General features: G+C 73.7%; 13 protein-coding genes. 10 read left to right on the top strand and 3 right to left on the bottom strand.

Annotation, left to right across the window (positions count from 1 at the left end; genetic code table 11):
- Positions 1-58: 58 nt before the first annotated feature.
- From uraD to alc, 10 genes are read left to right on the top strand one after another with little or no spacing between them, the layout of a single operon-like run.
- Positions 59-577 carry a 2-oxo-4-hydroxy-4-carboxy-5-ureidoimidazoline decarboxylase gene (gene uraD / locus GKC29_RS15140; protein ID WP_230688617.1) on the top strand — a complete coding sequence of 173 codons (519 nt, stop codon included), beginning with the start codon at positions 59-61 and terminating at the stop codon, positions 575-577.
- A complete protein-coding gene (uraH, locus tag GKC29_RS15135; RefSeq protein ID WP_155331448.1) occupies positions 574-909 on the top strand; it encodes a hydroxyisourate hydrolase in 336 nt (111 codons plus the stop codon). The genes uraD and uraH overlap by 4 nt, the downstream gene beginning before the upstream one ends.
- 5 nt (positions 910-914) lie before the next feature.
- Positions 915-1,781 carry a factor-independent urate hydroxylase gene (gene pucL, locus GKC29_RS15130; protein ID WP_155331447.1) on the top strand — a complete coding sequence of 289 codons (867 nt, stop codon included), beginning with the start codon at positions 915-917 and terminating at the stop codon, positions 1,779-1,781.
- Complete coding sequence (locus GKC29_RS15125; protein WP_155331446.1) at positions 1,781-2,659, top strand: xanthine dehydrogenase family protein subunit M; 879 nt, start codon at positions 1,781-1,783, stop codon at positions 2,657-2,659. The genes pucL and GKC29_RS15125 overlap by 1 nt, the downstream gene beginning before the upstream one ends.
- Positions 2,656-3,255, top strand: a complete 600-nt coding sequence (locus GKC29_RS15120; RefSeq protein WP_155331445.1) for a (2Fe-2S)-binding protein — start codon at positions 2,656-2,658, stop codon at positions 3,253-3,255. The genes GKC29_RS15125 and GKC29_RS15120 overlap by 4 nt, the downstream gene beginning before the upstream one ends.
- A complete protein-coding gene (locus GKC29_RS15115; RefSeq protein ID WP_155331444.1) occupies positions 3,252-4,631 on the top strand; it encodes an 8-oxoguanine deaminase in 1,380 nt (459 codons plus the stop codon). Before GKC29_RS15120 ends, GKC29_RS15115 begins: the two co-directional genes overlap by 4 nt.
- On the top strand, positions 4,628-6,889 hold the full coding sequence (gene pucD, locus GKC29_RS15110; protein ID WP_155331443.1) for a xanthine dehydrogenase subunit D: 2,262 nt from the start codon (positions 4,628-4,630) through the stop codon (positions 6,887-6,889). The genes GKC29_RS15115 and pucD overlap by 4 nt, the downstream gene beginning before the upstream one ends.
- On the top strand, positions 6,889-8,073 hold the full coding sequence (locus GKC29_RS15105) for an aldolase/citrate lyase family protein (protein ID WP_155331442.1): 1,185 nt from the start codon (positions 6,889-6,891) through the stop codon (positions 8,071-8,073). The genes pucD and GKC29_RS15105 overlap by 1 nt, the downstream gene beginning before the upstream one ends.
- Positions 8,070-9,380, top strand: a complete 1,311-nt coding sequence (allB, locus tag GKC29_RS15100; protein ID WP_155331441.1) for an allantoinase AllB — start codon at positions 8,070-8,072, stop codon at positions 9,378-9,380. Before GKC29_RS15105 ends, allB begins: the two co-directional genes overlap by 4 nt.
- Entirely contained in the window at positions 9,377-10,390 is a 1,014-nt protein-coding gene (alc, locus tag GKC29_RS15095) for an allantoicase (RefSeq protein WP_155331440.1), read from the top strand. The genes allB and alc overlap by 4 nt, the downstream gene beginning before the upstream one ends.
- 27 nt (positions 10,391-10,417) lie before the next feature.
- Here alc and GKC29_RS15090 read toward each other — a convergent pair whose 3' ends face one another.
- From GKC29_RS15090 to GKC29_RS15080, 3 genes are read right to left on the bottom strand one after another with little or no spacing between them, the layout of a single operon-like run.
- Positions 10,418-11,812: a DUF1116 domain-containing protein gene (locus tag GKC29_RS15090; RefSeq protein ID WP_155331439.1), complete on the bottom strand. Its 1,395-nt coding sequence runs from the start codon at positions 11,810-11,812 to the stop codon at positions 10,418-10,420.
- On the bottom strand, positions 11,805-13,271 hold the full coding sequence (locus tag GKC29_RS15085; RefSeq protein WP_155331438.1) for an FdrA family protein: 1,467 nt from the start codon (positions 13,269-13,271) through the stop codon (positions 11,805-11,807). Before GKC29_RS15085 ends, GKC29_RS15090 begins: the two co-directional genes overlap by 8 nt.
- Positions 13,268-14,134, bottom strand: a complete 867-nt coding sequence (locus tag GKC29_RS15080) for a DUF2877 domain-containing protein (RefSeq protein WP_196255612.1) — start codon at positions 14,132-14,134, stop codon at positions 13,268-13,270. Before GKC29_RS15080 ends, GKC29_RS15085 begins: the two co-directional genes overlap by 4 nt.
- Between the last annotated feature and the right edge of the window lie 36 nt (positions 14,135-14,170).

The raw sequence follows: 14,170 nt of genomic DNA, 5'->3' as shown, positions 1-14,170 counted from the left end.
TCGAGCCGATGTCGCCCGGACGCCACCGCTGCTCTACTGCTCCTCAAGGAAGAGGGAGGTGATCGTCATCAGCCCAGGTGGCGGCGCTTTCGCCGAATTCAACCGCGCCCCGGCCGCGCTGGCCGAACGCGACCTGCTCGCCTGTTGTGCCGTACCGGAATGGGCCCGCGCGGTGGCGGGCGGCCGGCCGTACCGGGATCTACCCGCTCTGCTGGACTCGGCCGATGCCGGTCTGCTCCGGCTCTCCTGGGAGCAGGTCGCGCAGGCGCTCGCGGCGCACCCGCGGATCGGCGAGCGAGTGGCCGGCACGGACCGCGAGTCGGCCTGGTCGCGGCGTGAGCAGGCCGGCATGGACGGCGCCGACGCGGCGACGAGGGCCGCACTGGTCGAGGCCAATCGGGCGTACGAGCGGCGCTTCGGCCACATCTTTCTGATCTTCGCCAGTGGACGCACCGACGCGGAATTGTTCGCGGCGGCGCGTGGCCGGCTGACCAACGACGCCGCCACCGAGCGGCAGGTGGTGCGCCGGGAACTACGCAAGATCGCCCTGCAGCGGCTGGAGAGGCTCGTCGGATGAGGTACGCCGCGATCTCGACCCACGTGCTCGACACGGTGCGCGGTGAGCCGGCGCCCGGCGTATCGGTCCGGTTGGAGCGGGCCGGACCCGAGGGCTGGACCGTCGTCGCGGACGGACACACCGACACCGACGGCCGGTTGCGCGACTGGGTGGCGGAGCCGCACTGGGGCGCCGGCGGGTACCGGCTGGTGTTCGACGTTGGCGCCCACCTCGGGCCGGACGCCTTCTTCGCCGAGATCACGGTGGCCTTCCAGGTCCACGATCCGGCCCGCCATCACCACGTGCCGCTGCTGCTCAGCCCGTACGGCTACACGACCTACCGAGGGAGTTGACACCCATGGGCATCGCGCTCGGCGCCAACCAGTACGGCAAGGCGGAGACGCGGGTCGTGCGGGTGGTCCGCGACGGGCCGCGCCACGAGTTGCGCGACCTGAACGTCAGCACCTGCCTCGCCGGTGACCTCACCGCCACCCACCTGACCGGCGACAACGCCAACGTCCTGCCGACCGACTCGCAGAAGAACACGGTGTACGCCTTCGCCAAGCGCCACGGCATCGACCAGATCGAGGACTTCGGGCTGCTCCTCGCGCGGCACTTCGTGACGTTGCAACCGGCGATCACCCGGGCCCGGGTGGACATCGAGGAGTACGCCTGGCAACGGCTCGGTCCGCACTCGTTCCAGCGGGCGGGCGGCGAGGTGCGTACCGCGTCGGTGACGGTCGACGGCGACGGGACCCAGGTGGTGTCCGGGCTGACCGGGCTGGTGCTGCTCAACTCGACCGACTCGGAGTTCGCCGGCTTCGTGCAGGACCCGTACACCACGTTGCCGCCGACCAAGGACCGGATCCTCGCCACTGCGGTGAACGCGCACTGGCGGCACGCCGGCGAACGGGCGGCGCAGGACGCCGACTGGGCCGAATCCTATGCCGGGGTACGCGCCGCCCTGGTCGGCGGCTTCGTCGAGACGTACAGCCTCGCACTGCAGCAGACCCTGTACGCGATGGGTGAGCGGGTGCTGCGTGAGTGCGCCGGGATCGTCGAGGTGCGGCTGTCCCTGCCCAACAAGCACCACCTGCTGGTCGACCTGGCGCCGTTCGGGCTGGAGAACCCGGGTGAGGTCTTCGTCGCGACGGACCGCCCGTACGGGCTAATCGAGGGCACGGTGCTCCGCGACGACGCGCCGGCACCGGAGGGGGCCGGGTGATGGAGTTCCTGCAACCGTCCAGCTGGTCGGATGCGCTGGCGGCGAAAGCCGCCCGACCCGACGCGGTCCCGATCGCCGGGGGCACCGACGTCATGGTCGAGCTGAACTTCGACCGCCGTCGCCCGCCCGCACTGCTCGACCTGACCCGAGTGGGCGCGCTGACCGAGTGGGGGTACGACGGTGACCTGCTGCGCGTCGGGGCGGGCGTGAGCTATCGGCGGATCATCGACGAACTCGGTGGTGTGCTCCCCGGCCTGGCGATGGCAGCGCGCACGGTCGGCTCCCCGCAGATCCGCAACCGGGGCACGGTCGGCGGCAACCTCGGCTCGGCGTCGCCGGCGGGCGACGCGCACCCGCCGCTGCTGGCCACCGACGCGCTGGTGGAGGTGGCATCGGTGCGGGGCACCCGCACGGTGCCGGTGGACGAGTTCTTCACCGGGCCGAAGCGGTCCGTGCTGGCCCCCGACGAGCTGATCGCGGCTTTCCTGGTCGCACCGGCCGCCGGACCGCAGCAGTTCGCGAAGATCGGCACACGCAACGCCATGGTGATCGCGGTCTGCTCCTTCGCGGTGGCGCTGCACCCCGCCACGCGCCGGGTCGGCACCGGAATCGGGTCCGCCGCGCCGACGCCGCTGCGCGCTCATCAGGCCGAGGAGTTGCTCGCCGCCGAACTGCCGTGGCACTCACGCGGCTCGCTGCCCGCTCCACTCGTCCGCCGCTTCGGCGAACTGGTGGCCGGTGCGGCGGCGCCGATCGACGACGTGCGCGGCACCGCCGCCTACCGCCGACAGGCGCTGGCCGTACTCGCCCGGCGCACGCTCGGCTGGGCCTGGGCGCAGTTGTCGGCATCGCAAGGGGAACCAGGAGGCCGCTCGTGAGAATCACCTGCACGGTCAACGGCGAGCGCCACGAGGCCGACGACGTGTGGCCCGGCGAGAGCCTGCTCCACGTGTTGCGGGAGCGGCTCGCCCTGCCCGGCGCCAAGAACGCCTGCGAGCAGGGCGAGTGCGGCTCCTGCACGGTCTACCTCGACGGCCTGCCGGTCTGCGCCTGCCTGGTCGCCGCCGGCCAGGCGCAGGGCCGGACGGTCATCACCGTCGAAGGGCTGCCGGCCGAGGTCCACCCGGGACTGCCCGCCGGAACCGGGGAGGGGCTGTTTGCCGACGCCGGCGCGCTCGACCCGGTGCAGCGAGCCTTCATCGAGGCGGGTGCCGTCCAGTGTGGATTCTGCACTCCCGGTCTGGTCGTGGCGGTCCACGACCTGCTGGCCCGCAACCCGCGGCCTGCCGATCCGGACATCCGCGAGGCGCTCGCCGGCAACCTGTGCCGATGCACCGGCTACGAGAAGATCCTGGAGGCGGTACGGCTGGCCACCGGGTCCGCGCGAGTCGCGCCCGCGGAAGGCGCACAGGCGGGAGGCCTGCCCGCGCAACGCACGCCTCCGCAGGGCCCGCCCGCGGGAGGCGCGGAATGATCATCATCGAGGGCGGTGCGGTCGCCACCGTCGACGCCGACGGCACCGAGTACGCCGACGGTCACGTGGTGGTCGGCGAAGCCGGGCGGATCGTGGCGGTCGGCGCGGGTCCCTTTGACGTCCGCCACGGCGACGAGGCCCAGCCCGTCGACCGGTCGGTGCGCCGAGTCGACGCCACCGGCTGCCTGGTCACCCCGGGCCTGGTCAACACCCACCACCACCTGTACCAGTGGGCCACGCGCGGATTGGCCCAGCAGGAGGACCTCTTCGGCTGGCTGACCGCGCTCTACCCCGTGTGGGCCGGTCTGGATGTCGACGTGGTCGCCAACACCACCGGCGCCGGTCTGGGCTGGCTCGCCCTGTCCGGCTGCACGACCAGCACCGACCACCACTACGTCCACCCGTCCGGCGGCGGCGACCTGATGGCCGCGCAGGTCGAAGCGGCCCGTGAGATCGGTCTGCGCTTCCACCCGTGCCGCGGCTCGATGGACCTGGGCGCCTCCGCCGGTGGGCTGCCGCCCGACCACGTCGTGGAAAAGACCGACGCCGCGCTCGCGGCGACCGCCGAGGCCGTCGCGCGTTTCCACGACTCCGCACCCGATGCCATGGTCCGGGTCGCCGTCGCCCCCTGCTCGCCGTTCTCCGTCACCTCGACGCTGATGACCGAGGCCGCCGCGCTGGCCCGCAGCACAGGCGTCCGGCTGCACACCCACCTCGCCGAGACGGTGGAGGAGCAGGCGTACTGCCTCCAGGCCCACGGCTGCACCCCGGGCGAGTACGCCGAACGACTCGGCTGGCTCGGCGACGACGTGTGGCTGGCGCACGGCGTGCACCTCGACGACGCCACCATCGCCCGCCTCGCCGCGACCGGCACCGCTGTCGCCCACTGCCCCAGCTCCAACGCCCGCCTCGGCACCGGGATCGCCCGGGTCCGCGACCTGCTCAACGCGGGCGTACCGGTGGGCCTGGGAGTGGACGGGGCCGCGTCGCAGGAGACCAACCAGCTCGGCGCCGAACTGCGCCAGGCGGTGTACGCCGCGCGCCTGCGCGGCGGGCCGGCGGCGCTGACCGCCCGCGAGGCGCTCGCCTTGGGCACCATGGGCGGCGCCCGCTGCCTCGGCCGCGCCGGTGAGGTTGGCTCGCTGGAGGTGGGCAAGCTCGCCGACCTCGCCGTCTGGCGGCTCGACGGGCTGGGTCACGCCGGCATCGACGATCCGGTGGCCGCGCTCGTCCTCGGCCCACCGGCTCCGCTGGAGCTGCTGCTGGTCGGCGGACGGCCGATCGTGGAGCGCGGCGAGCTGCGCACGGCCGACGAGCATGACTTGGTGCTTCGTACCCGCCAGGCCCATCACAGGCTGATGAGGAGGGTGGCATGACGACCGTGCAGCAAGGGGTGAGCGTGCCGGTCCAGGGCGGGGTGGGGCACAGTCCACACCGGTCGGACGGCACGCTGAAGGTCACCGGCCAGTTCGCCTTCTCCTCCGACCTGTGGGCCGACGACATGCTGTGGGGCACCACGCTGCGCAGCCCACATCCCCGGGCCCGGATCACCGGCATCGACCTGACCGCCGCGCTCGCGCTGCCCGGAGTCCACGCAGTGCTCACCGCCGCCGACGTGCCGGGCGTGCCGTGTTACGGGCTGGAGGTCGCCGACCAGCCGGTGCTCGCCTCCGACGAGGTGCGCTACCACGGTGAGCCGGTGGCGATCGTGGCCGCCGACCACCCGGAGACCGCCCGCCGGGCGGCAGCCCGCATCGTCGTCGGCTACGAGATCCTGACCCCGGTCGCCGACGCCGAGGCGGCGCTGACCGCCGGCCAGATCGCCCGCCACCTGCCGATCCGGCGCGGCGACCCGGACGCCGTCGGCCCGGTCGTGGTCCGCGGCGAATACGAGGTCGGCATGCAGGACCAGGCGTTCCTCGGGCCGGAGTCGGGTCTGGCCGTGCCGGCGGAGGACGGCGGGGTCGACCTGTTCGTCGCCACCCAGTGGCTGCACGTCGACCAGAAGCAGGTCGCCGCCTGCCTCGGGCTGCCCGTCGACAAGGTACGGATCACGCTGGCCGGGGTGGGCGGCGCGTTCGGCGCCCGCGAGGACCTGTCGATGCAGGTACATGCCAGCATGCTGGCCCTGCACACCCGCCGCCCGGTGAAAATGGTCTACTCCCGCGAGGAGTCCTTCTTCGGGCACGTGCACCGCCACCCGGCCCGGCTCCGGTACGAACACAGCGCCACCCCCGACGGACGGCTGGTCTCGGTGCGGGCGCGCATCCTGCTCGACGGCGGGGCGTACACGTCCACCACCCCGGCGGTGGTGGCCAACGCCGCCACCCTCGGCATCGGTCCGTACGAGGTGCCGAACGTGGCGCTGGACGCCTACGGCCTCTACACCAACAACCCGCCGTGCGGGGCCATGCGCGGGTTCGGGGCGGTGCAGGCGTGCTTCGCCTACGAGTCGCAGATGGACAAGCTCGCCGCCGCCCTCGGGCTCGACCCGGTGGACCTGCGGATTCGTAATGCCATGACGACCGGCTCGGTGATGCCCACCGGACAGGTCGTCGACGGTCCGGCGCCCGTGGCCCGCCTGCTGCAGCTGGTCCGCGACCGGCCGGCCCCGCCGCCGGCCACCGGTGATCCCCGCGAGCTGCCGGGCGGGGTCGCCAACACCACCCACGGCGAGGGCGTGGTGCGTGGGGTCGGGTACGCCATCGGCATCAAGAACGTGTGCTTCTCCGAGGGGTACGACGACTACGCGACCGCCCGCGTCCGACTGGAGGCGATCGGCGGGGAGCCTGCGGTGCTGGTGCACACCGCCGCCGCCGAGGTCGGTCAGGGCGTGGTGACCGTGCAGGCGCAGATCGCCCGTACCGAGCTGGGCGTGCAACGGGTCACCGTGGCCACCGCCGACACCGCCGTCGGCAGTGCCGGATCGTCGTCGGCGTCGCGGCAGACGTACATGACCGGTGGGGCGGTGCGGGCCGCGTGCCGTGCGGTACGCGACCGGCTGCTCGCCCGCCTGCCCGCCACCGACCTCCGGCTTGCCGGCGGCAAGGTGGTCACGGCTTCCGGGGCGGTGGTCGCCGACCTTGCCGAGGTGATCGGCGACGAGCCGGTCGAGGAGACGGTGGTGTGGCGGCACCGGCCGACGTACCCGCTGGACCCCCGGACCGGCCAGGGTGACGCGCACGTCCAGTACGCCTTCGCCGCGCACCGGGCCACCGTCGACGTCGACACCGAACTGGGCCTGGTGCGGGTGGTGGAGATCGCCACCGCTCAGGACGTCGGAAAGGCGGTCAACCCGCAGGCGGTGCTCGGCCAGATCCACGGCGGCACCGCGCAGGGCCTGGGGCTCGCACTGATGGAGGAGATCCAGGTGGTCGGCGGGATCGTCCGGAACCCGTCGTTCACCGACTACCTGATCCCGACGATCCTCGACATGCCGCCGATGGCGGTTGACGTGCTGGAACTGGGCGACCCCACGGCTCCGTACGGTCTGCGCGGGGTCGGCGAGCCGCCGACCATCTCGTCCACCCCGGCGGTGGTCGCGGCGATCCGGGCGGCGACCGGACTGGCGCTGAGCCGGGTGCCGGTGCGCCCGGAACACATCTGCCTGCCGACCTACAGACTGGCCCACTGATGGGGAAGCTGCCCGAGGGCGTCTACGCCGAACTCGACGAACGGCTCGGGCCGGTCGACGCGGCGCTGCGGGCCCGCTACCCGGGCGGGCGGGGCCGCCGCCGCCAACCGGTGCACACGGTGTACGTGCCGGCCGACCGGGTCCGGCCGGGTCTGGTCGACGACTGGGGCGCCGCGGCGCTGAGGGCACTGACCGAGCACCCGCCGCTGCCGTACGCGGCCGAACTGTCCGACCGGGTGGTCGCCAAGCTGCGGCGGGAGCCGATCGAGGATCTGCGGATCGACTTCGAGGACGGGTACGGCGTACGCGACGACGACGCCGAGGACGCGGCCGTGCGGTCGGCCGTCGCGGCGCTGCGCGACGGCACGGTGCCGCCATTTGTCGGGTTGCGGATCAAGAGCCTGGAGGCGGCGACCCGGCACCGGGCGGTACGCACCCTGGACACGTTCCTGGAGGCGTACCTGGGGGCGTTCGCCACCGTGCCGGGCACCTTCGTGGTCACCCTGCCGAAGGTCAGCGCACCGGAGCAGGTCGAGGCGATGGTGCTGCTGTGTGAGCGGCTGGAGCGGGCGTACGGGTTGCCGGCCGGTGCGCTGCGCTTCGAGGTGCAGGTGGAGATCCCGGCGGCGGTGCTCGGCGCCGACGGCACCGCGACCGTGGCGCGGCTGATCACGGCCGGCGGGATGCGGCTGTCGGCCCTGCACTACGGCACGTACGACTACAGCGCCGCCTGCGGTGTGGCGGCGGCCCAGCAGAGCCTGGCGCATCCGGTGGCCGACCACGCGAAGGCGGTGATGCAGGTGGCGGCGGCCGGCACCGGCGTCCTGCTCTCCGACGGTTCGACCAACGTGCTGCCGGTGGGCGGCACCGAGGCGGTCCAGGCGGCCTGGCGGTTGCACGCGGGGCTGGTCCGCCGTTCCCTGGCGGCCGGCTTCTACCAGGGCTGGGACCTGCACCCGGCCCAGTTGCCGACCCGCTTCGCGGCGACGTACGCGTTCTTCCGCGACGGCGCGGCCGCCGCAGCCGACCGCCTCGCCGCGTACCTGCAACGCCGCGCGAGCGGGGTGCTCGACGAGCCGGCGACCGCCCGGGCACTGGCCGGCTTCCTGCTGCGCGGGCTGGACTGTGGCGCCCTCGACCCGGCCGAGGTCGGTTTCCCCCGCGAACAGCTGGAAACGCTATGAACTCCTATGACCTGGTGGTGCGGTCGCGGTGGGTGATGCTGCCGGACGGTCCGCGGCCGGCCGCGGTGTGCGTACGTGACGGACAGATCGCGGCGATCGAGGAGTACGACGCGGTCGGCGGCCACGACCTCGGTGATGTGGCGCTGCTGCCCGGCCTGGTCGACACGCACGTGCACGTCAACGAGCCGGGCCGCACCGAGTGGGAGGGGTTCGCCAGCGCCACCCGGGCGGCACTGGCCGGTGGGGTCACCACGATCGTCGACATGCCGCTCAACTCCCTGCCGCCGACGGTCAGCATCGACGCGCTGGCGGTCAAGCGGGCGGCGGCCGCCGGGCAGATCCACGTCGACGTCGGCTTCTGGGGCGGCGCGGTGCCCGGCAACGCCAGTGACCTGCCGTCGCTGCACGCCGCCGGGGTGTTCGGGTTCAAGGCGTTCCTGGTCGACTCGGGGGTTCCCGAGTTCCCGCCGTTGGACCCAGCCGGGCTGGCGGCGGCGCTGGACGCGGTGGACGCCCCGTTCGTCGTCCACGCCGAGGACCCGACCGAGGTCACCGATGCGCCGGCCTCCCGGCGCTACGGCGACTTCCTCGCCTCCCGACCACCGGCTGCCGAACTGCGGGCGATCGGCACGGTGCTCGACGTGGCGCGCCGTACCGGCGGGCGGGTGCACATCCTGCACCTGTCCGCCGCCGACGCGCTGCCACTGCTGCAGCAGGCGAGGGCGGCCGGCGTCCGGGTGAGCGCGGAGACGTGCCCGCACTACCTGACGCTGGCCGCCGACGAGGTACCGGACGGGGCGACCGAGTTCAAGTGCTGCCCGCCGATCCGCGGGACCGGCAACCGGGATCGGTTGTGGGCGGCGCTCGCGGCGGGCGTCGTCGACTGCGTGGTCTCCGACCACTCCCCCTGCTCCCCGGCACTGAAGTGCGGCGACACCGGTGACTTCGCGGCGGCGTGGGGCGGGATCGCGTCGGTGCAGCTCGGCCTGCCGGTGGTGTGGACAGCGGCCCGCCGGCGTGGCCACCCGCTCGAAGACGTGGTGCGGTGGATGGCGACGGGTCCGGCGGCGTTGGTGGGGTTGCGACGCAAGGGACGCATCGCCGTCGGCTGCGACGCCGACCTGGTCGCGTTCGACCCGGACGCGCCGTTCACCGTCGACCCGACGGTGCTGCATCACCGGCACCCGGTCACGCCGTACGCCGGCCAGGTTCTCACCGGCGTCGTCCGGGCCACCTGGTTACGCGGCATGCCGGTCACGCCCGGCGGACCACCGCGGGGGCGGCTGCTGGACGGGAGAGACGAATGAGCGACTTCACCGCGCTGCCCGACCTCGCCTCCCGCCTGCTCGGCGGCGGCGTTGTCGACGCCAACGACGAGTTCTTCGCGGCGCGCGACAACCTGGTCACCACCGAGCCGCCGGTCTTCGCCGCGGGCACCTTCGGCCCCAAGGGCCAGGTGTACGACGGCTGGGAGACCCGCCGGCGGCGAGAGCCCGGCCACGACTGGGCGGTCGTCCGGCTGGGCACCCCGGGTGTCGTGCACGGGATCGTGGTGGACACCGCGTACTTCACGGGCAACTACCCGCCGTACGCCTCCGTCGAGGGGTGTGACGTGGCGGGTTACCCGAGCCCCGCCGAGCTGGCCCGCGCCGACTGGTCGACGCTGCTCCCCCGCGCGCCGCTGGCCGGGGACACCCGCAACGCCTTCCCGGTCAGTTCCGAACGCCGGGTCACCCACGTACGGCTGTCCATCTACCCCGACGGCGGCGTGGCGCGGCTACGGGTGCACGGGGTGGTCGTACCCGATCCGCGCCTGTGGCCCGACGGCCGGCTGGACCTCGCGGCGCTGGAGCACGGCGGGCGTGTGGTGGATTGCAGCAACGGGTTCTACGGGGCACCGCACCAGCTCATCGCGCCGGGGCTGGCCAGGGTGATGGGCGACGGTTGGGAGACGGCCCGGCGGCGCGACGGCGGCAACGACTGGGTCGTCGTGCAGCTCGTCGCGCCCGGCCGGGTCCGTCTCGCCGAATTGGACACCATGCACTTCAAGGGCAACGCACCGGACGCGGCGACGCTGCGCGGGGTGGACGCGCGGACGGCGGACCCGGACGACTCGTCGGCCTGGTTCGACCTGCTCCCGCGTACCCGGCTGCAGCCCGACACCCGGCACCGGTTCCCGCTCGACGACGTCGCGGTGGCGACGCACGTACGGCTGGACGTGTTCCCCGACGGCGGGATGGCACGGTTGCGCCTACACGGGGTGGTCGACGCCGACGACCTCACGACCCTGGAACGGCGCTGGCGGCAGTCGGGGTAGGACCGCCCGCAGGCGGATGACCGCTGCCTACATCGGCGGTGCGGCCGACGCGAGGGCGGACAGCGCGGTCGTGAAGCATTCGACCGGCGGCTGCACCAGGCCGGCGCCGACCTGGCCGGTACCGGGTACCCGACCGGCGATGCCGGTGTTGATCTGGGGAAGCAGGCCGGTGCGGACCACGGAGGCCACGTCGATGCCGGTCGGCGCGCCCCGGAACTCGAGGACCGGCAGCGCGTACGCGGGGTTCTCCGCCACGGTGATCTCGTACATCTCGGACGTGGTACGGACCGCATCGGGCACGGTGCCGCCGACGAACCGGACGATCGCCGGCGCGCCGGCCATCGCGAAGCCACCCAGCCCGGCGGTCTCGGTGATGGCGGAGTCACCGATGTCGGGATTGGCGTCGTCAGGCCCGTACCCGCCCAGGAACAGCCCGGACGGCACGCCGGCTGGGCCGGTGAACCAGGCGTCCCCCGTACCGGAGACCTGGATGCCGAAGTCGGTGCCGTTGCGGGCCATGGTGGTGACCACCGTGGCGCCGGGGATGTTCGCCGCGGCCGCGGTCTGCAGCTTCGCGGCCGGCATGACGAGGTTGAGGAAGAAGTGGTCGTTGCCGCCGATGAGGCGGGCGACCGCGGCGACGTCGGTGGACGGCAGGCCGGCGTCGACGAGATGCGGAAGCAGGTCGCGGAGCAGCATGAGCGTGCCGGCGCGGTTGCGGTTGTGGCCTTCGTCGCCCATCTGGACCATCTGCCCGATGATCGCCTTGACGTCGATCGGCCCGCTGCGCCGCACGGCGGCCTGCAATGCGGGCCCGAGTACGGCGGACATCCAGCGGAGCCGGTCGATCACCTCGGGTGCGTAGGCGCCGTAGCGCAGCACCTTGCCGAGCCCCTCGTTGAGCGTGCACCAGCTCGTGCGGTCGTGCGCTTCGTCGCGGAACACGAACACCCACATCGACGGCGAGACGACACCGGCCATCGGCCCGACCCCGCCCCGGGCGTGACAGGGCTCGATCGGCACGCTCCCGCCGGCGAGCAGCGACGATGCCTCGTCCGGTGATCCCGCGAGGCCCTCGAAGAGCATCGCGCCGATCAGCGCGCCACGCAGCGGTCCGGACGCGCGCTCCCAGGTGATCGGCGGCCCGGCGTGGCAGAACTCCCCGGGTCGCAGCCCGACGACCTCCGCGGCGGGGAGCACGTCGACCAGGGTCGCGCCCGCCGCGAGCATCCGCTCGGCGGCCACGGCGTTCGCGGCGGCGCGGCGCGGGTCGCCGAGGACCCGGGCGAGCTCCTGGTCGGTGCCCGGCAGTGGCGGCCGCCAATCGACCGGTAGATGCGCGACGGCCTGCGCGGCGAGCGCCTCGTCGAGGAGGCTCACGCCGGCGGTCACGATCCGGGGTTCGGCGGCGAGATCAACCATGGCCAGACTCCGAGTTCACGAGTTCGACGGCGCGCCGGGCCGCGTCGGCGTTGGAGGCGTAGACGGCGGCCCCGGCGCCGCGCAGCAGCGACGCCTGCCGCTGCAGGCCCTGCGGGTCGCTGGCCGTACCGACCAGCGACACGACGACGGGGACACGCACCGCGGCGATCGCCGGCGCCAGCTCGGCAGCCGGGTCCGGGTGTGCACCATGCCCGAGTACGACGTCCATCAGCACGACCCCGCACGCCGGGTCGGCGGCCTCGGCAGTGAGCCGGTCGAGGCGCTGCCTGCCGTCGATCATGGGGTGTGGGCGGCCCTGGGTCAGCACGTCGTCCCCGAAGTCGATCATCGCGTGACCGTCTGCACGCAGGTCGCCCGGCAGCGCCCACTCGGGCCGCAGCGGGATGTTCGACCGCACCGGTCCGAGCGCGCCACTGACGATCAGCATCGCCTCGTCGCACAGCGTCCCGCCGGAGAACAGGCCACGGATCGCCGGTCCGGTCACCGCGGGCAGCGCGGGCGGCAGCCAGGCCGGCCACGTCGACGGGACCGGCGCGCCGATTCGGCGCAGTACCCGGGCGGCGACCTCGGTCAGGTCGGGTTCACCCGCGTCGAGCAGCGCGAACTCCACCGGTGTCGCCAGGCGCCGCGCGTGTTCCCGTACCCGCGCCGCGACATCGGGCGCCGGGGGCTTGGAGATCACCGCGATCAGTTCGGTCGCCACGTCGGCGTCCAGCATGTCGAGGGCGGCGAGGGTGGCCCGCGCGGCCACCGCCGCGGACAGGTCGCGGCCGCCGACGCCGAGGACGTGCGACACGCCGACCCCCGCCGCGTCGAGCAGGGTCGTCAGGTGCTGGGCGCCGGTGCCGGACGCGGCGACGACTCCCACTGGGCCTGGACGTACGACGTTCGCGAACCCGAGCCCGACGCCGCCGATGACGGCCGTACCGCAGTCGGGGCCCATCGCCAGCAGCCCACGCTGGGCGGCCACCTCCTTGAGCCGGATCTCCTCGGCGACCGATACGTTGTCGGAGAACACCATCACCGAGGTACCGGCGTCGAGCGCGTCCATCGCGTCGGCGAACGCGTACCGGCCGGGGGTGGAGACGAGCGTCAGGTTCGCCCCGAGCCGCCGTACGGCGGAGCCCACCGTACGCGGCGCGACGATGGGCGTTCCTGATGTGCCCGGTACCGGCGTGCTGTTCAACTCGACGTCGAGGCGGGCGAGAGCGGCCCGCAGCGATTCGTCGTCGACAGCGGCAACCGCGATGAGCATGTCGTTCGCGGTCGCGTCCGGCGGCGGCGTGAACCCCATGCCGGCCGCGAGGTCGACGTTGAGTGGGGTGGCCATCGCGACGAATCCGGCGGACACTCCCGGGGTGCCGGTGAGGGCCTGGCTGATCTGCATGAGGCGCACCGAGTCGCGGTAGGCGCCGCGCCGCAGTTCGACATGGTTCATACGGTCCTGCCCTCGTTCGCGACTGCGGGACTCCGCTTCGCTGCGTTCCTCGCGCTCACGGTCCTGCCCTCGTTCGCGACTGCGGGACTCCGCTTCGCTGCGTTCCTCGCGCTCACGCTCACCTCGTGAAGGGGCGGCTGGGCGGCGCATACCCCGTGCGCCAGACCGGCACCGGAGGTATGGCCGACGCGCAGCAGCGCCTCGGTCGCGCCCGGGGCGCCGGCGATGAGGGCGGCGAGTTCCGGCACGCATTCACCGCGTGCGGCGTGCCACAGCAGCGCGGCGGAGACGAAGGTCGTCCGGTGCGGCGCCCGTTGAATTGTCTCGGCTGCCAACCGGGCCCCGGCCGGGGAGTCGGCCGCGACGAGCGCGACGAGCGCTCCGGCGAGGACGTCGTCGCCGAGCGGTGTCAGTCCGGGACCGCGCCCGAGCAGCGCGGTGACGGGCCCGGCGAGCGGCGCGTCGCTCGCGAGATCCCGCGCGAGCCGGGCCACAGCGCCGGAGGTTCCGGCATCGAGCGGAGGTAGATGCGCGGCGGGCACCGCACCGACGGTTCGCGCCGGGCGCGCCGGCCGCCACCACCGTGCCGGCCGGTACGCCGCACCGCCCAGCACGAGTTGACCACCGCCGACGAGCCCCGTGTCACCGACCGTCACGTCCGGCGGTGGCGCGCAGTCGCCGAGGACGAGCGCGCACGGCACCCGGACGGCGCTCGACGTGACCAAGCAGATCGCCGGGCAGTCGGGGTCGCCGGTGTCCAGATAGACCGCCCGGTCGGTGACAGCGGCGACCGCGACGAGCCGGCGGGGGCCGCGCAGCACCGGGGCGACCGACACCGCGGCGGCGACCGGAAAGTGCTGCACGCCCACCTCCTGAGGACCCCTGAAAGGTAGGTGAGT

Origin of the sequence: Micromonospora sp. WMMC415 (assembly GCF_009707425.1) — a bacterium.
In the GTDB taxonomy this organism is placed as follows: Bacteria; Actinomycetota; Actinomycetes; order Mycobacteriales; family Micromonosporaceae; genus Micromonospora.
This window is presented reverse-complemented; position numbering and strand designations above follow the sequence as displayed.